Below are 18,156 nucleotides of genomic sequence, written 5' to 3' on the forward strand. Positions count from 1 at the left end.
GGACCACCCGGACCGGCCCTCGGACCACCCGGGCCGGCCACGGGCCGGGTCCCGCGACCCGGGATGCCTTGCGGGCCCGGCCGGCCACCGTCTCGTGCCGGGACCGCCTCACGCCGGGACCGTGATGACGGGGCAGCGGGCGTGGTGGAGGACGCCCTGGCTCACGGAGCCCAGCAGCATGCCGGTGAACCCGCCGTGCCCGCGCGTGCCCACGACCAGGCCCAGGGCGTTGTCCGCGGCCTCCGTCAGCACCTGCACCGGGTGGCCGCGGACGACCTCGTGGTGCAGCCGCACCTCCGGGCGCGTCGCGGCGCGGCCCGCGACCGTCTCGGACAGCACGCGCCGGCACTCCCCTACCGCGGCGTCCTCGTCCAGGACCCCCAGCAGCGGGGGGTGCCACGCGTACAGGGCCCGCAGGGACGCTCCGCGCAGGGCCGCCTCCTCGAACGCCACGTCGACCGCCGCCGCCGAGTGCGGGCTGCCGTCGACGCCGACCACGAAGTACCCGGGCTCCTGCGGGGCGTGCTCCGGCTCCGGCACGACCACCACGGGGCAGCTCGCGTGCGCGCTGAGCGGCAGTGCCACGGCGGCGGAGGTGAACAGTTCCCGCCGCCGGCTCAGGTGCCAGGAGCCCACGACGACCAGGGCGGCGTTCTCCGCCTCCTCGCGCAGGACCCAGGCAGGTTCGCCCTCCGCCAGCCGCGCCGACACCTCGACCGCGGGCCAGCCGGACTCGACGAACGCGACCGCTTCCCCGAGGACGTCGTCCCCGACGCGGTGCAGCGCCCGGTTCCACTGCTCCCAGGACGGCCGTGTCTCCCCCGACCGGTAGCCGGGCGTCGGCACTCCCTGGGCGTGGACGAGCCGCAGGGGCAGGCCGCGCCGGGCCGCTTCGCCGGCGGCCCAGGCGAGCGCCAGCCGCTTCCCGGGATCGGGGTCGACCCCCAGAACGACCGGCCGACGGCCTCCCGCACCAGTCATGAACGCCTCCCGGACTCCCTCGCAGGCAGGTGGGCTCGTGGGCGTCTCACGGGGTCGCGTGGACGCTCCGACACGGTGGCCGGGCCGGAGCACGGCCTCCGGCCGCTCCCACCCGGCCGTCTCTCCCTACGGCCAGTGTGGGCTTCCCGCACCCGCGCTGCACGCCGAGGTCCGCTCGGCGCCGTACCGGGCGGCGGCCGCCGTCCAGTGGGCGTGTTCGCGGGCGGCGGTCAGCCAGGTGGCCAGGGCGCGGGTGCGGGCCGCCCGGGCGGCGGGGTGCCGCCGGCAGCGAACGGCCAGATCCTGGCCCACGGTGTGCAGCAAGGCCAGCAGCCGGGCCTGCTCGCGGTCGGCCTCCCCGTGGCGGGGGGACCACTGGGGGCCCGTGTGCCGGGCCGGGCCGCCGCCGAGGAGGAGCCACGGGGCCTCCAGGGCGAGGGGCAGCGCGCCGACCGGGACACCGGGGAGGTGCGCCGGCCCGCGCGGGCCGGGCGGTGGCGCGAGGACGCGCTCCCGTACCCGCCGCTGCACCGGGGAGTCCGGGGGGCGGGCCGCGCCGCCGGCGAGCCCCGGCCGGGCGGCCGCCAGGAGCACGCGGATGGTTGCGCAGACGGCGTCCGCCTCCTCCAGCACCGGGACCAGCCGGTCGGCGGGGCAGCCGGATGCGGCCAGGGCTGCCGCGGTGCCGGGCAGACCGGCGGACGCGGCGAGCAGGGCGGTCCGGGTGGTCAGCACCCGGGCCAGGTCGGGGGCCGCGTCCGGCGAGGGCCAGCAGTAGAGCGGCAGCAGCGCACCGGGGACCAGCAGGTCCGACGGCCGGCAGGGACGGCCGGTGCGGCCGCCGGGCTGGACCGGCCGCCAGTTCCAGGTGGTCAGCACCGGGCCCACCGGTACGGTCGGCCGCCGGTACAGCCGTAGGCAGAGCGCCTGCCACAGGCGCGTCACCCGCTCCGGGGGGACGTCGGGCGGCCGGTGCGCCGGGCCGGCGGCGAGGTCGGGCCAGTCGCAGCACAGGCCGACGACGGCGAGCCGCAGCAGCGCCCCGCCGGCCACCTCGCGCGGAGCCCGCTCGCAGTCGGCCGGGCCGGCCGGCAGGGCGGCCGACTGCGCCCACCGCCACAGCCACCGCCGGGCGTCGGCCGTGCGCTCCTCCTTGAGCAGGTGCCGCGCCGGCTTGTCGAGCACCGACCACGGAGCCGGCAGCCGCAGGCTGGGGCTGACCGGGGGAAGCAGAGAGAGCACTGAGCCACCTCCTGTGCGGGGGGCGGCCGTTCCTTGAGGTCTCCCCCGACTCTCGGATCAACCGTCCCGCGGACGAGCCCGTCTGCCGCCGCCTCCCAGGTCCCTGCCGTGTGGGCTTCCCGGACCGGAATCCCGGGGACCTTCGGACCGTCCGGGCGTGTCAGGGCCTGCCACCGCCATCGAGGCCGGTCGTATACGTATTCACCTTCCCCTCCGGGGACGCCGTCCGTCCGGCGCCCCACTCCGTGCATGGGTATGCCGGTGTCCGCACGAGGCGCCCGGACACCGGGGCGCGTCCGGCGCCACCACCGCATAGCCATCCGCCTGCCCGGCGACCGAGCCGACGGCGACGCCGGCACCGCCCCGGGCCGGCGACACCGTACCTATGCGGCCGACCGGATGGGCACCGGGCGGCGATCCGGTCGGCCGCACGTCCCCGGTCCCGCGCCGGGCGCCGACGCCGCCGTCCCCGGGCACGGACGCCACGGCCCGCACCGCCGCAGACTGGCGGCGCCCCACAGAGCCGGCACGGACGAGAGCCGGGACGGAAGAGAGCCGGGACGGACGGCGCGACGGACAAGCGCCGCAGACCCGTTCGGGCCGGAACGGAGAAGACATGACGACGACGTCATCACCCGCGGAGAGACCGGCGAGCCCACCGGCCGGATCCGCGAAGCCCGCTGACAGCCCGTCGGCCGGCCTGGGACTGCCCGCGGCGACGGCCCTCGTGGTCGGCTCCATCATCGGCACCGGCATCTTCCTGCTGCCCGCGACCATGGCGCGGTACGGAACCGTCAGCCTGGTCGCCCTGCTCCTGGTGACGGTCGGCGCACTCGCCGTCGCCTCCGTCTTCGGCAAGCTGTCCACGCGCATCCCCGGCTCCGGCGGCCCGTACGTCTACGCCCGGCACGGCCTCGGCGAGTTCCCCGCCTTCCTCAGCGCCTGGTCGTACTACATCACGGTGCTGGCGGGCGACGCCGCGATCTCCGTGGCCTGGGTCGGCTACGTCAACTACTTCCTGCACTGGGACAGCAAGCCCGGTCAGGCCGCCCTGGCCGTCGTCGGCGTCTGCGTCCCGACACTCGTCAACCTCGCCGGGCTGCAGCGGGTCGGCTTCGTCCAGACCATCGTCACCGGCGCGAAGTTCCTCATGCTGCTGTTCGTCGCGGTGGTCGGCCTGTTCTTCCTGAAGGCCGCGAACTTCGGCCCGTTCATCGCCGACGGCGGCTCCTGGATCGGCGCGATCTCCTCGGCCGGTGCCGTGGTGCTGTTCGCCTACTCCGGTGTGGAGACCGCCGCCATCGTGGCCAGCCGGGTGCGCGACCCGGAGCGCAACGTCTCCCGCGCCGGGATCTACGGCACCCTGGCCTGTGCGCTGGTCTACTTCCTCAGCACGGTCGTCATCTTCGGCACCGTGCCGCACGACCAACTGGTCGACTCCTCGGCGCCGTTCGCCGACGCCATGGTCAACATGTTCGGCGGCGCCTGGGGCGGTGTGGTCTCCGCGCTGGCGGTGCTGTCCGGCCTCGGCGCGCTGATCGGCTGGGCCACGGTCTGCGCCGAGGTGCCCTACGCGGTCGCCAAGGACAGCCTGTTCCCGCGGGTGTTCGTCAAGCAGAGCCGCAACGGGGCGCTCTGGGCCGCGCTGCTGATCTCGCTCGCCCTCAAGGTGACGCTGATCCTGGTCAACTACGCCGGTGCGGCCGACGTGTTCGAGACGGTGGTGCTGCTCACCACGCTGACCACGGCCATCCCGTTCCTGCTCGGCACGAGCGTCCAGCTGTTCTGGCTGATCGCCAAGGGGCGGAAGACGTCGCGGACCTTCGTCCGTGACCTGGTCGTCGCCGTGTTCGCGGTCGCCTTCTCCTTCTGGCTCATCTACGGCTCGGGCCGGGACGCCGTGTTCAGCGGCACGTTGATGGTCTTCGCCGGAGTCGTCGTCTACGTCTGGGTCAAGGGCCGCCGCGGTGAGTACGGCGCCCGGCCCGAAGCGGTGCCGGAAGCCGCCTCCGTCCCGGTGGAGCCCGCCGCTCCCGACCCTGTGCGGCCCGCCGCACCCGACGCGGACGCCGGGTGACCCGCCCGGCCCCGCCGTTCCCCGAACCCGCCCCGAGAACTCAGAAAGCGAGACCCCATGTCCTTCCACGTCGATTCCGAGGCCGGCGTCCTGCGCCAGGTGATCCTCCACGAACCCGGCCTGGAGATGCAGCGGCTCACCCCCGCCAACAAGGACGGTCTGCTCTTCGACGATGTGCTGTGGGTGCCGCAGGCCCGCGAGGAACACCGCACCTTCCAGCGGACGCTGCGGGAGGCCGGCGTCCGGGTGCACCTGCTCAAGGACCTGCTGACCGACACCCTCAAGCAGGACGGCGCCCTCGACTTCGTCCTCGGCCGGGTGCTGGACGAGCGGCAGGAACGGATCGGCGGCAGCCTGTCCGGGCCGGCCCACGACGTCCTGTACGACCTGCCCGCCGACACCCTCGCCGACCATCTGATCGGCGGCATCAACAAGCGGGAGTTCAAGGCCCTCGCCGGGACGGCCGTCCCCCGCACGCTGGGCCTGGAGGCGCTGGCGGACGACGACTTCCTCCTCATGCCGCTGCCCAACCACCTGTTCACCCGGGACACCTCGTGCTGGCTGTACGGCGGCGTGTCCGTCAACCCGATGACGATGCGGGCCCGCCGACGGGAGACCGTGCACTACGAGGCCGTCTACCGCTTCCACCCGATGTTCGCCGGGCAGGACATCCCGCTGTGGAGTCCGGGCGAGGCGCAGGCCCCCGCCTGCATCGAGGGCGGCGACGTCGAGGTGATCGGCAACGGGGCGATCGTGATCGGCCTGAGCGAGCGCACCACGCCGGCCGGTGTGGACCTCGTGGCCCGCTCGCTGTTCACCGCCGGCGCCGCGGTCCGCGTCATCGCAGTCGAACTGCCCAAGGCCCGCTCGTGCATGCACCTGGACACCGTGATGACCATGGTCGACCGGGACGTGTTCACCCTCTACAGCGAACTCGACCCGGCCACCCTGCGGTCCTGGACGCTCACCCCGGGCGGCGGCCCCACCGGCCTCACCGTCCGGGAGAACCGGTCCTTCTTCGACGAGGTCGCCGACGCCCTGGGCCACCGGTCGGTCCGGGTGCTGCGCACCGAGCAGGACTCCTACGCCGCCCAGCGCGAGCAGTGGAACGACGGCTGCAACGTGCTGACCGTCAGCCCCGGCAAGGTCATCGCGTACTCCCGCAACGAGGTCGCCAACCAGATGCTGCGCGACCACGGCGTCGAGGTGCTCACCGTCCCCGGCTCCGAACTCGGCCGCGGCCGGGGCGGCCCGCGCTGCATGAGCTGCCCCATCGAGCGCGACGCGGTGGACGCCACGCCCACCGGCCCCTGACCGCGGCCTCGGCCCCGTACCTCGGCCGCCCCTTCCCTTCGGGCCCTCCCCTTCGGACCCTCCCCTTCGGGCCCTTCCCTCAGCCCCTTTCCCGCCTCGGACAGCCCGCACGACCCACCCAGGAGACACCGCCATGGCCGCCAACCTGCGCCACCGCAACTTCCTCAAGGAACTCGACTTCACCCCGCGCGAGTTCACCTCCCTCATCGACCTCGCCGCCGACCTCAAGGCCGCCAAGCGGGCCGGCACCGAACGCCCCCGGCTGGTGGGCCGGAACATCGCGCTGATCTTCGAGAAGACCTCCACCCGCACCCGCTGCGCCTTCGAGGTCGCCGCCCACGACCAGGGCGCCCATGTCACGTACCTCGACCCGTCCGGCTCGCAGATCGGTCACAAGGAGTCCATGAGGGACACCGCGCGGGTGCTGGGCCGGATGTACGACGGCATCGAGTACCGGGGCAGCTCCCAGGCCCTCGTCGAGGAGCTCGGCGCGTACGCCGGAGTGCCGGTCTGGAACGGGCTCACCGACACATGGCACCCCACCCAGATGCTCGCGGACATGCTGACCATGCGGGAGCACTCCGGCAAGCCGCTGAACCGGATCTCGTTCGCCTACCTCGGCGACGCCCGCAACAACCTCGGCAACTCCCTGCTGGTCACCGGCGCCATGCTCGGCATGGACGTCCGGATGGTCGCCCCGGGGCAGCTGTGGAGCGCCCCGGAGGTCTTCGAGGAGGCGGCCGGGATCGCCGAGCGCACCGGAGCGCGGCTGACCCGCACCGAGTCCGTGCCCGAGGGCGTGGCCGGGGTGGACTTCCTCTACACCGACGTGTGGGTGTCCATGGGTGAGCCCAAGGAGGTCTGGGACGAGCGCATCGCCCTGCTGAAGCCGTACCAGGTCGACTCCGACGTGGTGAAGGCCACCGGCAACCCCGACGTCAGGTTCCTGCACTGCCTGCCCGCCTTCCACAACCGGGAGACCAGGGTCGGCGAGGACATCTTCCGCAAGACCGGCATGACCGCCCTGGAGGTCACCGAGGACGTCTTCGAGTCCGAGCGGTCGGTCGTCTTCGACCAGGCCGAGAACCGGCTGCACACCATAAAGGCGGTCATGGTCGCCACCCTCGGCGACTGACCCGCGCGGCCCGCCCCGCCTCCACCCCAGCCCCTCACTCCACTCCACTTCACTCCCTAGGGAGAACCATGCGCGTTGTCGTAGCCCTCGGTGGAAACGCCCTGCTGCGGCGCGGGGAACGCCCCGACGCCGACGTCCAGCTGGCCGGCGTGCGCCGGGCCATGCGGGCCCTCGCCCCGATCGCGGCGGAACACCAGCTCGTCGTCACCCACGGCAACGGCCCCCAGGTCGGCGTCCTGGCCCTGGAGAGCGCCGCGGACGCCTCGCTGAGCAAGCCGTACCCCTTCGACGTCCTCGGCGCCGAGACCCAGGGCATGATCGGCTACTGGCTGCTGCAGTCCCTGCAGAACGTCCTGCCCGGCCGTCAGGTCGCCGCCCTGCTCAACCAGACGCTGGTGTCCGCCGCCGACCCCGCGTTCGCGAACCCGACCAAGTTCGTCGGCCCCGTCTACGGCGAGGAGGAGGCCAGGGCGCTGGCCGCGCGGCACGGCTGGACCGTGCGCCGGGACGGCGAGTACTGGCGGCGCACCGTGCCCTCGCCGAAGCCCCGGCGGGTCGTGGAGACCCGGCTGATCCGGCAGTTGCTGGAGTCCGGGGCGACCGTGGTCTGCGCGGGCGGCGGCGGCGTACCGGTGATCCGGGACGAGCACGGCCGGCTCACCGGCGTCGAGGCGGTCGTCGACAAGGACCTCACCGCCTCACTGCTCGCCGAGACCCTGGAGGCGGACGCCCTGCTCCTGCTCACCGACGTCCCCACGGTGATGCGCGGCTACGGCACCGCGCACGCCGAGCCGGTCAACAACGCCACCCCGGCGCAGCTGCGCGCCGAGGACTTCCCGGCGGGCTCGATGGGCCCGAAGGTGGAGGCGGTGTGCCGCTTCGTGGAGACCACGGGCGACATGGCCGCGATCGGCGCCCTGGAGGACGCGGCGGACATCCTGGCCGGCAAGACCGGCACCGTCGTCACCCCGAGTGGCTTCTATCCCGAACAGGGCCACTTCTGAGGTGATCGTCACCGGCGCCGTTCGCCCGGCCCGCCCACCGAGCGCGCCCCGCCCGGTTCAGCACGGACCCGCCGGACCCGGCCGGCCCCGCTCAGCCGGCCGTGGGGACCGCCTCGTCGGACGCGTTCTCGTCGGGGTGCGGCTGCCGCTGGCGGATCACTTCGACGCCGGGCTGTGCGGGCTGCGCCGCCGGTACGGGTTCCGGCTTCCATCGGGCGGTGGTGCGGACGTAGCCGACGATCACCGAGACCATGGCGAGGATCAGCAGCGGCCCGGCCAGCCAGGCGTACTCCGCCATCTCCAGCGGAAGGTAGCGGTACGACAGCAGCATCGCGGCGAAGACCGCCGTGCCGTGGGCCACGAGCAGGGTGGCCGACCGGTCCCAGCCCCGGTCGAGCGCGCGCAGACCCGCCTCGATCGTGATCGCGAAGACGACGCCGGCGACGAGGTCCGCGCCGTAGTGGTAGCCGAATCCCAGGGTCGCGGTGAGGGTGGCGATCAGCCAGAACGTGCCGGCGGCGCGCAGGACGCGCGGACCCCGGCGGGTGTGGATGAAGATCGCGGTCGCCCACGCCGTGTGCAGGCTGGGCATGCAGTTGCGGGGGGTGATCGTGTCGAAGGGCATCGGGTGCGGGGTGGTGACCGGCGTCGGTGTGTCCGGCCACAGGTCGGCGACCGCCCACGGCTCGGTGGACGGCGTCGGCGGCCACAGGTGGGCGAACGCCCAGTGCTCGTTTCCGGTGCCGAAGGCGTAGATCGGGCCGACCACCGGGAAGATCATGTAGATGGCGGGCCCGAGGAGCCCGATCACCAGGAACGTCCGCACGATGTAGTGGCCCGGGAAGCGGCGCTCGGTCGCGACGTCGCGGAGCTGGTAGAGGGCGACGACGACCGCGGCGACCGCGAGCTGGGCGTAGACGTAGTTGAGCGCGTGGGCGCCGACCGTGCCGCTGGCGGTGAGCGCCCGTCCCACCAGCCACGACGGGTTGCCCAGCGCGTGGTCGGCCGTCGCCACGTACTGGTCGAGCACCGTCGGCCGGGTCGCGGACGTGATCAGCAGCCAGGTGTCACCCGTCTTGCGCCCTGCCACCAGCAGCAGCCCCAGACCGGCGCCCTTCAGCAGCAGGGTGCGGTCCGGGCCCGTGCGGCGCGTGAGGGCGACGACGGCGCAGCCCAGCATCGCCCACAGCGCGCCGTTGCCGAAGGGGTGACCGGCGGTCAGGTCGGCGCCGACCGCCCACCGGACCGTGAGGAAACCCACGTCGACGGCTACCGCCGCGCCCACCGCGATCAGCCGTTCCCGCCGCGTGAGCACCACCAGCATCAGGGCCATCGCCGCGTACAGGGCGAAGCCCGACTTCGGCGGGAGCACCAGCTCCCGGCCCAGGCTGGTGAGCGGACCCCGGAGGTCGTAGTGCCGGGCGGTCGTCTCCAGCGCGACCAGGAACCCGAGGACCACCGCGCTCGCCGTGGTCCACAGGACCACCCGTGTCCGGCGCACCGCGGGGTGCGGGTTCGTGCGGCGTATTCGGGAGAGCAACCGCGATGCTATGGGTATCAATTTTTCGGCCGATGGTGAGAGGTGGGGGTCGGGGCGGGTCGCCTGTCGCGCTGGACGCCCCGTCGTTCCGGCGGAGGACTGTGGAGGACGGGGCGATGTTCGGGCGTACGTCGTGAGTTCGGACATGTTATCGGAGGGGCGCGGACGGGCTCCGGACTCGTCCGTCACCCCTCGGGGCAGCGCGGTTCGCCGGCCGACCGCCGGGCTCGTCCAGCGCCTCCCGGGCATCGCGGTTCGCCGGCCGCCGGGCTCAGCCGTCACCCGCGGGACGGCGCAGGTCGTCGGCCGCCGGGCTCAGCCGTCACCCGCGGGACGGCGCAGTTCGTCGGCCGCCGACCGGTAGGCCTCCGTCGCGCGGGCGAAGTAGTCGAAGAGGACGTCGCGCTGTTCCGGCGTGTAGCCCGCGAGGATCTCGGCGGCCTTCCGCCGCGCGGGCTCCAGGACCCGGTCCAGCTCGGCCGGCTCGCCCAGCGGCTCCACGACGACCTTGCGCCGGTCACCGGGATCGGGGGCGCGGCGGGCGTACCCGGCCTGCTCCAGCCGGTCGATCAGCCGGGTCGTCGGACCGGTCGTCAGCCCCGTGCGCGAGGCGAGTTCGCCGGGGGACATCGGCCCGGACAGCCGAAGGATGTTCAGCGCGTACAGGTCGGTGGCGCCGAGGCCACAGGCCCGGGCCCCGGCCTGGCCGTGCAGCGTCACGGCGCTCAGATACCGGCGGTGGACCTCGCTCGCCTCGTCTCCCGTGAGCGGCATCGACAGGGCCCTCCCCCTCCATAATCCCCGCTCCGAAGAAGAGACATCTCTGATGCAGTCACTTCTTGCGCGCACTTACATCGCCCGCGAAGCTACCACAGGGGGTCGCGACGACCACCGCACAGGTCAACGGCACGGTCCGGGCGCTCCTCGCCAAGAGCTTGCTCAGCGGAAGGCCGCCCGCGTACGGGCCGTACGCGGGCGGCATCCCAACGTGGCGAGGTGCCGTGCCAGGCATCGCGGCGCGGCGGGAACGCGCGACAGGCCCGGGTGGGCGCCGGGCCCTCAGCCCCTTCCGCGGTCCGCCGCGTCGGCCGGCCGCCTCGGGGACGGCCGGTCCAGCCGGGCGACCACGGTCGCGTAGAAGCGGTGCACGGCGTCGTCGACGCTGCGGATGAAACCGGACTCGGCGTTGCCGCGGGTGCTGCCCATGCCCTTGAAGAGGGAGAGCCGGAAACCGGTGATCCGCACGCCGTCCTTGGGGAGGAGGTCCGCGGGCTCGGGCCGCAGCCGCTCCAGGGTGCCGCGCGGCCCGCCCTCCTCCCCCTCCACCACGGTCTCGACATGCAGGTCGGCAGGCGCCTCGGCCAGCCGGCGCACCAGCCGTTTCGCCCAGCTCAGCGGGTATCCCTGGTCCGGCGCGGGCACCTCGATACAGGTGCGCAGCTTGCCTGTGCGCAGGTCGGCGATCACCGACACGACTCCGGGCGTGCCCTCGATCCGCAGTTCCGCGTCGAGCCGTCCCTCCAGGCAGAGCCGGTCGGCCAGTTGTGCCCGGCGCTCACGCGGGTCGCTGCCGCGCTTGGAGCGCAGAACCGGCAGCACCTTCTGCCCGAGTTCACCGCCGAGCCGGAGACAGACCTGGCGGATGAGCCGTTCCCAGCTCTCCACCACCTCCAGGGCGCGGGGGTCGCCCTTGCAGAGGGTCTCGTCGTCGATCCCGTTGCGTACGGGGACCCAGGCCGCTCCCATGTTCTGGAAGCCGTGGCAGCCGGAGTTCTCGTGCTGAAGGTAGTGGAGCAGTTCCTGGAGCAGCCAGGCGTGCGCCAGGTTGCCGACGCCCTCGTGCCGGATCAGCATCTGCGCCTGGTGGGCGACCTCGGCCCAGGACAGGTGCCAGAGCGCCACCTTGTGCTTGCGCCGCCGGTCGATCCTGACGTCGACCAGCGGGCTCCCTTCGAGCGCGACGTCGTTCGACAGGGTGATGACGGCCTCGTAACCCCGGCGGGCGGCGATGTCCATGTACGCCTGCACCTGCTCGGGCTTCAGGGCGTTGCCGTTGGTCTTCGTCTCGACCAGCGCCGTCCACAGCTTGCCCGCCCGCTCGACGCGGATGACCCCGTCAGGCCGCCGCGGGGTGTCGCCGTGCGGCAGCGAGACCTCGGTGAACGTCTCCACACGGCCCGCCGGTGCGCCGAACCCGGCAATGAGCCTCCGGCCGAACTCCGGGATCTGAGCCATCACCGACAACAGGACGGACGTGGCCCGTGTCTCGCGGTCCCGGTCGCTCTTGAGCGCGGACACCGGGAAGAGCCTGGCCTGCCTCCAGGAGTCGTTCTCCGCCAGGGACTTCTTGACCACCTTCGGCAAGGTGACCTTCTTCTTGGCGGTACGGGGCCGCGCGGACGCCGCTTTGCCCGCTGCCGTGTCCTCCTCGGGCCGCCGGGGGGCCGGGACGGCGCCCAGCGCCGGCTTCCCGGGGGAGCCGGACGGCCGATGGGGCCGGGGTCCGGTGTCCGGTCCGGGGGTCGAGGCCGACGGATCTGCCGGGACCGTCGGGGCGCAGAGGGCGGAGGCGGGGGCGGGAGGGTTCGGTGGGGCGTCGTCCGCCGCGCTCTCCAGCGCCTCTTCGGCTTCCTCTGCCTCCTCGGCCTCCGCGTCGTCGTCGATGTCGACGCCGAAGTCCGTCGCCAGGCCCGCCAGACCCGCCTCGTAGCCCTGGCCCACGGCACGCAGCTTCCACTCGCCGCCCCGGCGGTAGAGCTCGCCGAAGATGAAGGCGCTCACCGAGTCCGCGTCGTCGATGGCGAACCTGATCAGTCCCTCGCCGGAGCCGTCGGTCAACGTCAGCCGCAGGTCGGTCAGTTCGTCGAAGCGGGCCCCCTCGTACCGGCTCGCGGCGACCACGATCCGGGAGATGTCCTGCGGAACCGCCGTCAGGTCGAAGCTGATCCGGTCCCTGTTACCGCTCCCCGTGGGCGCCTTGCCCAGCAGCTGTACGCTCCCGTCGGCGGCCACCGGGTTGTTGTAGAAGTAGAAGTCCGTGTCGCTGCGCACCTTGCCGTGCGCGTCGAGCAGCAGCACGGAGACATCCGCGTCACCCTCCCCGGTGGGACTGCTCCAGTCCAGACTCACGATCACGGAGTCGATGTCCCCGCTCAGGGTCGCCAGCCCCACATTGGCGCCCTTGGTCAACTCGTACACGGCCCCACCCCCACTCGCGCACGCCGGACACGGGTCGCTGTGCCTCACCTTTCGCGAGCGGACCCGGTGTGACGTGCCACACACTCAGTACTCAGCGGCACCTTAGTACCCAGCCTGTGCCGTCCGTGGCCGTCCGGCGGAAACGGGCCGGACGGCTGCCGGAGAGTGGCACGTGGTCGGTCGGCCGCCGGGGTGCGGCGCTCAGCGGCGGCTGGCCGTGGCGGCGATGGACGGGAGGACGGAGAGGGCGAGGACGCCGCCGGTGAGGGCGAGGGCGGGGTAGCTCGCGGCGGCCACGACGGCGCCGGAGGTCAGGCCGCCGGTGGTGCCGGCCACGGCGATGGAGACGTCGACCAGGCCCTGGGTCCGGGCCCGGGTGGCCAGGGGCACGGCGTCGGTGATGATCGCGGTGCCGGACACCAGGCCGAGGTTCCAGCCGAGCCCGAGCAGAGCCAGCGCGAGGGCCAGCGGGGCGACGGAGTCGCCGGGCGCGGCGGCGGCGAGGAGACCGGCGGCCAGCAGCGTGACGCCGGACGCGGCGGCGACGGCGACGGGGCCGTACCGGTCCACGAACCAGCCGGTGAGCGGCGACGGCAGGTACATCGCCCCGACGTGCACGGCGATGACGAAACCGGAGGCGGCGGTGGTGTGGCCGTGGTCGTGCATGTGGACCGGCGTCATCGTCATGATCGCGACCATCACCAGCTGAGTGACGATCATGATGAGGGCGCCCAGGACGACGGTGGGGCGACGGCGCTCGGCTCCTGCGGGTGGCGCGGGCGCGGCGGCCGGCGTGGGCGCCGCAGTTGGCGAGGGCGTCGCGGGCGGCAGGGGCGGCGGGTCCTGCCCGGCCTCCGCCGCCTGCGCGGCTCCCGCCGACCCCACCGCCTCCGCCGCCTCCACCTGCCTCGCCGCCACCGTCGCCTGCTGTTGCCCCCGGTCGTCGAGGGTGCGGGCGAGCAGGAGCGGGTCGGGGCGGAGCCACACGGCGAGGACGGTGGCCGCCAGCGCGTAGGCGACACCGGCCAGCAGGAAGGGCCCGGCCAGGCGCGGCATGCCGAGGGCGTGGGCGAGGTCGCTGGTGGGTGACGCCAGGTTGGGGCCGACGACGCCGCCGAGCGTGGTGGCGACCAGGACGGTCGAGACGGCGCGGGCCCGGTGCGCCGGGGCGGCGAGGTCGGCCCCGGCGTACCGCGCCTGCAGGTTGGTGGCGGTGCCGGCGCCGTAGACGAACAGGGCGAGGAACAGCAGGACGGGACTGTCGGCGACGGCCGCCACGATGACGGCGGCGGCGCCCACCGCGCCGGTCAGATACCCGGCGGCCAGCCCCGGTCTTCGCCCGCGCGCCTGCGAGACCCGCCCGACACCGACCGCGGCGAGCGCCGACCCGGCGGTGAACAGGGCGCTGGGCAGCCCCGCGAGCCCCGTCGAGCCGAGCATGTCCTGGGCGAGCAGGGCCCCCACGGTGATCCCGGCGGCCAGTCCGGCGCCGCTGAGGACCTGGGAGACGACCAGGACGGTGAGGATGCGGCGCTGTGCCTCGGGGTGCCGGGCCGTTATGTCGCTCTCGGCGGGAGCGGTGCTCGTCACGGGGCGGGCTCCTTCACGGGGCGGGCTCCTTCACGGGGATGAGCGGGAGGGGTTGGGGGCCGGCAGGAAGGCGGGGGAGGAACGGGGAGGGGAACGAGCGAGGGTGGAAGGAGGGACACGGGCGAGGGGCGGGGGGCTTCAGGTCGGGTCCGCCGCCGTCTCCACCGGCAGTTCGGCCAGGCGCCACTCCAGCATGCCGTCGTGGAGGCGGATCGCCCGTCGGCCGCGGTCGGCGAGCAGCCGCACCGCGTCGTGGGCGAGCACGCAGTACTCGCCCCGGCAGTAGACGACGATCTCCGCGCCCTCGGGCAACTCCCCGATGCGGTCGGCCAGTTCGCCGACGGGGATGGACAGCGCGCCGGGGATGTGGCCGGCCCGGTACTCCTCGGCCGGCCGTACGTCCAGCAGCACCACGTCTCCGGCCGCCACCCGGACCCGCAGGTCCTCCCGGCGCAGCTCCGCCGCGCCGTCCGCACCGAGGTACGCCGCACGGGCCGGGGTCACGGCCGCCCGGTGGGTCTCGGTGACCTTGCGCAGCAGCGCGAACAGCCGGGCGACGTCGTCCCCGGCGAGCCGGTAGTGGATGCGTACGCCCTCCCGCCGCGTCGTCACGAACCCGGCCCGCTTGAGGGTCTGCAGGTGCGCCGAGGCCGTCGTCAGGTTCAGCCCGGCGGCCCTGGCCAGCGAGTCGACCGTGCGCTCGCCCTGCGCCAGCAGGTCCAGCAGCTCCAGTCGCTTCCCGCTGGCGAGCGCCTTGCCGCCGACCGCGAAGGCGTCGTAGAGCCGCGCCTTCGCGTCCGCCCTGCCCTCGGCTCCCGCTCGGGCCGCTCCGGCTGGTCCGGCCGCTCCCACTGGTCCCCTTGCTCCCATCTCATCCTCCATAAATCCATGGAATATCGTAGAGGCGATCGTGGCGCAAGAGAAGCGCGCCGAAGGAGCGAGAAGGAGGCGAGCACGGCATGGGCGTCGCCGAAGGAGCGGCCGGCATCCGGCTGGGCCTGCGTGCCAACCTGCCCCAGTTCGTCCTGCTCGTCGCGGTCAACGCCCTGGTCGGCGGCGTACTCGGGCAGGAACGCGTCGTGCTGCCGCTGCTCGCCGACGAGGTCTTCCGGCTCTCCGCCTACACCGCCGCCCTCACCTACATCGCCGCCTTCGGCGCCACCAAGGCGGTGACCAACTTCTTCGCCGGTGCGCTCTGCGACCGCTACGGCCGCAAGCCGGTCCTGGTGGCGGGGTGGCTCGTCGCCCTGCCCGTGCCGCTGCTGCTCATCTGGGCCCCGGCGTGGGGCTGGGTCGTCGGCGCGAACGTACTGCTCGGCGTGAACCAGGGGCTGACCTGGTCCACCACCGTCATCATGAAGATCGACCTGGTCGGCCCGGAGCGGCGCGGCCTCGCCATGGGCCTCAACGAGGCCGCCGGATACGGGGCGCTGGCCGTCACCGCTCTGGCCACCGGTGCCATCGCCGCCCACGCCGGACTGCGCCCCGAGCCGTTCCTGCTGGGCATCGCCTACGCCGCCCTCGGCCTCGGCCTGTCGGCCCTGGCCGTCCGCGAGACCCGCGACCACGCCCGCCTGGAGGCCGTACGCCACCGCCCCGACCGCCCCGGCCACCACGGGGACCTGACCACCGGCCGGATCGCCTGGCTCACCAGCGTCCGGGACCGGGCGCTGTCCGCCGCCAGCCAGGCGGGGCTGGTCAACAACCTCAACGACGCGCTCGCCTGGGGCGTGTTCCCCCTGCTGTTCGCCGCGCACGGCCTGTCGGTCGCCCGCATCGGCGTCCTCGGCGCCCTCTACCCGGCCGTGTGGGGGCTGGGGCAGCCGGTCACCGGATGGTGGTCCGACCGCGTCGGACGCAAGCACCTCATCACCGCCGGCATGCTGCTGCAGGCCGGGGCGATCGCGCTGGTCGCCCTCGGCACCACGTTCCCCGTCTGGGCGACCGCGCAGGTCCTCCTCGGGGCCGGCACCGCGCTCGTCTACCCCACGCTGCTCGCCGTCATCGGCGATGTCGCCCACCCGGCCTGGCGGGCCCGCGCGGTCGGCGTCTACCGGCTCTGGCGCGACGGCGGCTTCGCGGTCGGCGCCCTCCTGGCCGGGGCCCTCGCCGACGCCTACGGCCTGACCAGCGCGATCTGGGCCGTCGCCGCCCTCACCGCCGCCTCCGGCCTGCTCGTCGCGACCCGCATGTACGAAACCCACCCGCGCCCCGCGCCGCCCCCGCGCGCCTGACCCGCCCGACGGACCGTGCGGGCGCGGCCGGCCCGGGCGCGGCCTCAGTCGCCGCCGCCGTCACCACTGCCGCCTCCGCCGCCGTCACCGCCGTCCGTACCCCAGCCGTCGCCGCCGGCCCGGCCGCGGCCTCAGTCGCCGCCGCCGTCACCACCACCGCCGCCGCCGTCACCGCCGTCACCGCCGAATCCGCCCCCGCCGCCGTCACCGCCGTCGCCGCCGTCCGCGCCCCACCCGTCGCCGCCGCCGGACTCGTTGTCCTGGCCGTCGCTGCCGAGGTTGCTGAACCAGGGCCGGTCCCAGGCCCAGTCGGCGGCGAGCGGCTCGCCGGTGGCCGCAGGGCGGCGCTGCGACGGGAAGCGCGCGTGACCGGTGGTGTCGCCGAGCCCGAAGGCGACGGAGAAGACCTGCGCCATCACCGCGTCCAGCGGATCGGCGCTCTCGTACCGCACGGGGGCCAGCGGCAGCAGGACCTCGCCCGGATCGAGCGCGGGCCGGCGCGCCGGACGGGTCAGCAGGGCGACGCGTCGCCCGTCGCGCAGCAGCCAGGAACTCAGGGCGTCCTCCCGCCGCAGCACCCAGTGCGCCTGCCCGGGCAGCCGGACCTCCACCGTGCTCTTCGACTTGCGCAGCTTCTTGCGGAGACTGAGCTGCGCCGTCGCGTCGCCGACGGTCAGCCGCAGGCCCTTGGCGGGCTGCGGCGAGTCCCGGTCGAAGCGGTGCGGCGCGCGGAGCCGTACGACGGGGGCGTGCGGCCCCCAGACATCGACGCGGACGAGGCGGCGGTCCACGGCGACGGTGACCGGCCCGGCGGGGCCGGAGGCGTACCGCCGCGCGATCCACAGGGGCACCCCCTCGGCCCGGGCGCGGTCCGCGAGGGCCCCGACCTGGTCGGGGCCACCGCACCGCCGTACCGCCAACTCGCCCAGCGCGCGGGCGAACTCGGCGGCCTGTCGCACCTTCACCGGGGTGGCGCTGCCGGTGACCCGGGTGACCGGCACCACCCCGGTCCCCTCCGCCAGCCGCTCCAACGGGCGCTCCGCGCCGCCGCCCCCGAGCCAGTGGCCCCGCAGGTACGCCTCCGCCATCGCCGCGAGGTTCAGCTCGTCGAGCGGCGTGACCCTGCCGCCCCTGCGCAGCCCTTCCTCGGCCAGCTCCACGACCCGCGCCAGCGGATTCCACGACCGCTCCTGGTAGAGCACCTCGCTCACAGCCACCCCCGTACGCGCCTACGACCGGGCCACACCCTCGCACAGCCTGCCCGTCCCGGCGAAGCCTCCGGCGGCTGCTCCGCGTGAGCGCCTGCCCCGCATGAGCGCCCACCCCGCCGAGGGGCTCCCGGCGCGGGCGGGCGCCGTCGGCGGCGTGGCGCCCCGGCGGCCGGGTACTCGCGGGGGCATGAAGTGGCAGAAGGTGCAGGGAGCACCCGGTGCGGTGTTCGTCGTGGTGCTCGACGAGGGGGAGGAGGCCGTCGGCGCGCTCACGCGGTTCGCCCGGGAGCAGTCACTGGGGGCGTCGCAGGTGACCGCCGTGGGGGCCTTCTCCCGGGCCGCGGTGGGCTGGTTCGACCGCGGGGAGAAGGACTACCGGAGAATCCCGGTCGACGAGCAGTGCGAGGTGCTGTCGCTGCTCGGCGACATCGCCGTGGGCGAGGACGGCCCGACCCCGCACCTGCACGCCGTACTGGGTCTCTCGGACGGTACGACCAGGGGCGGGCACCTGCTGGAGGGGCGAGTGTGGCCGACGCTGGAGGTCATCGTGCGGGACAGCCCGGCGGCCCTGGCCAAGACCCACCGCCCGGACCTGGGCCTGGCGCTGATCGACCTGCCGGACCAGCACAC

14 protein-coding genes are annotated in these 18,156 nt (G+C 74.3%); 6 read left to right on the forward strand and 8 right to left on the reverse strand.

Annotation, left to right across the window (positions count from 1 at the left end):
* Positions 1-108: 108 nt before the first annotated feature.
* Positions 109-981: a universal stress protein gene (locus tag AC3ET3_RS32100; protein WP_432133696.1), complete on the reverse strand. Its 873-nt coding sequence runs from the start codon at positions 979-981 to the stop codon at positions 109-111.
* A 126-nt stretch (positions 982-1,107) separates the two neighbouring features.
* Positions 1,108-2,223 carry a hypothetical protein gene (locus AC3ET3_RS32105; RefSeq protein WP_435613393.1) on the reverse strand — a complete coding sequence of 372 codons (1,116 nt, stop codon included), beginning with the start codon at positions 2,221-2,223 and terminating at the stop codon, positions 1,108-1,110.
* A 616-nt stretch (positions 2,224-2,839) separates the two neighbouring features.
* Between AC3ET3_RS32105 and AC3ET3_RS32110 the strand changes: the two genes are divergently transcribed.
* The 4 genes from AC3ET3_RS32110 to arcC all read left to right on the forward strand — a co-directional run bounded on the left by AC3ET3_RS32110 (position 2,840) and on the right by arcC (position 7,753).
* A complete protein-coding gene (locus AC3ET3_RS32110; RefSeq protein ID WP_432133694.1) occupies positions 2,840-4,300 on the forward strand; it encodes an amino acid permease in 1,461 nt (486 codons plus the stop codon).
* A gap of 57 nt (positions 4,301-4,357) precedes the next feature.
* Positions 4,358-5,614, forward strand: a complete 1,257-nt coding sequence (locus AC3ET3_RS32115; RefSeq protein ID WP_432133693.1) for an arginine deiminase — start codon at positions 4,358-4,360, stop codon at positions 5,612-5,614.
* Positions 5,615-5,747: 133 nt separating this feature from the next.
* The gene (argF, locus tag AC3ET3_RS32120) at positions 5,748-6,749 is read left to right on the forward strand and encodes an ornithine carbamoyltransferase (protein WP_432133692.1); all 1,002 of its coding nucleotides are present in this window, start codon (positions 5,748-5,750) and stop codon (positions 6,747-6,749) included.
* A gap of 68 nt (positions 6,750-6,817) precedes the next feature.
* Complete coding sequence (arcC, locus tag AC3ET3_RS32125; RefSeq protein WP_432133691.1) at positions 6,818-7,753, forward strand: carbamate kinase; 936 nt, start codon at positions 6,818-6,820, stop codon at positions 7,751-7,753.
* Between the two features lie 91 nt (positions 7,754-7,844).
* Here the strand turns inward: arcC and AC3ET3_RS32130 are convergent, their stop codons facing one another.
* From AC3ET3_RS32130 to AC3ET3_RS32150, 5 genes are all read right to left on the reverse strand, one after another.
* Positions 7,845-9,293: a DUF5933 domain-containing protein gene (locus AC3ET3_RS32130; RefSeq protein WP_432133690.1), complete on the reverse strand. Its 1,449-nt coding sequence runs from the start codon at positions 9,291-9,293 to the stop codon at positions 7,845-7,847.
* A 315-nt stretch (positions 9,294-9,608) separates the two neighbouring features.
* A complete protein-coding gene (locus AC3ET3_RS32135; RefSeq protein ID WP_432133689.1) occupies positions 9,609-10,067 on the reverse strand; it encodes a MarR family transcriptional regulator in 459 nt (152 codons plus the stop codon).
* 285 nt (positions 10,068-10,352) lie between these two features.
* The gene (locus tag AC3ET3_RS32140) at positions 10,353-12,491 is read right to left on the reverse strand and encodes a TerD family protein (RefSeq protein ID WP_432133688.1); all 2,139 of its coding nucleotides are present in this window, start codon (positions 12,489-12,491) and stop codon (positions 10,353-10,355) included.
* A gap of 201 nt (positions 12,492-12,692) precedes the next feature.
* Positions 12,693-14,081: an MFS transporter gene (locus tag AC3ET3_RS32145; protein ID WP_432133687.1), complete on the reverse strand. Its 1,389-nt coding sequence runs from the start codon at positions 14,079-14,081 to the stop codon at positions 12,693-12,695.
* A 138-nt stretch (positions 14,082-14,219) separates the two neighbouring features.
* Complete coding sequence (locus AC3ET3_RS32150) at positions 14,220-14,963, reverse strand: ArsR/SmtB family transcription factor (protein ID WP_432133686.1); 744 nt, start codon at positions 14,961-14,963, stop codon at positions 14,220-14,222.
* 77 nt (positions 14,964-15,040) lie between these two features.
* Between AC3ET3_RS32150 and AC3ET3_RS32155 the strand changes: the two genes are divergently transcribed.
* A complete protein-coding gene (locus tag AC3ET3_RS32155) occupies positions 15,041-16,315 on the forward strand; it encodes an MFS transporter (RefSeq protein WP_432133685.1) in 1,275 nt (424 codons plus the stop codon).
* Positions 16,316-16,446: 131 nt separating this feature from the next.
* On the opposite strand, the gene AC3ET3_RS32160 is transcribed toward AC3ET3_RS32155, so the two are convergent.
* Entirely contained in the window at positions 16,447-17,526 is a 1,080-nt protein-coding gene (locus tag AC3ET3_RS32160) for a hypothetical protein (RefSeq protein ID WP_432133684.1), read from the reverse strand.
* A 187-nt stretch (positions 17,527-17,713) separates the two neighbouring features.
* Between AC3ET3_RS32160 and AC3ET3_RS32165 the strand changes: the two genes are divergently transcribed.
* The coding region (locus AC3ET3_RS32165; RefSeq protein WP_432133683.1) for a PPC domain-containing DNA-binding protein at positions 17,714-18,156 on the forward strand (443 nt) is incomplete at its 3' end.

The sequence above is a fragment of the Streptomyces sp. bgisy159 genome (assembly GCF_057707805.1).

Coding starts and splice junctions, on each gene's coding strand:
- AC3ET3_RS32100 (WP_432133696.1), bottom strand. CDS start 981: ATGACTGGTGCGGGAGGCCGTCGGCCGGTCGTTCTGGGGGTCGACCCC.
- AC3ET3_RS32110 (WP_432133694.1), top strand. CDS start 2,840: ATGACGACGACGTCATCACCCGCGGAGAGACCGGCGAGCCCACCGGCC.
- AC3ET3_RS32115 (WP_432133693.1), top strand. CDS start 4,358: ATGTCCTTCCACGTCGATTCCGAGGCCGGCGTCCTGCGCCAGGTGATC.
- argF (WP_432133692.1), top strand. CDS start 5,748: ATGGCCGCCAACCTGCGCCACCGCAACTTCCTCAAGGAACTCGACTTC.
- arcC (WP_432133691.1), top strand. CDS start 6,818: ATGCGCGTTGTCGTAGCCCTCGGTGGAAACGCCCTGCTGCGGCGCGGG.
- AC3ET3_RS32135 (WP_432133689.1), bottom strand. CDS start 10,067: ATGCCGCTCACGGGAGACGAGGCGAGCGAGGTCCACCGCCGGTATCTG.
- AC3ET3_RS32150 (WP_432133686.1), bottom strand. CDS start 14,963: ATGGAGGATGAGATGGGAGCAAGGGGACCAGTGGGAGCGGCCGGACCA.
- AC3ET3_RS32155 (WP_432133685.1), top strand. CDS start 15,041: ATGGGCGTCGCCGAAGGAGCGGCCGGCATCCGGCTGGGCCTGCGTGCC.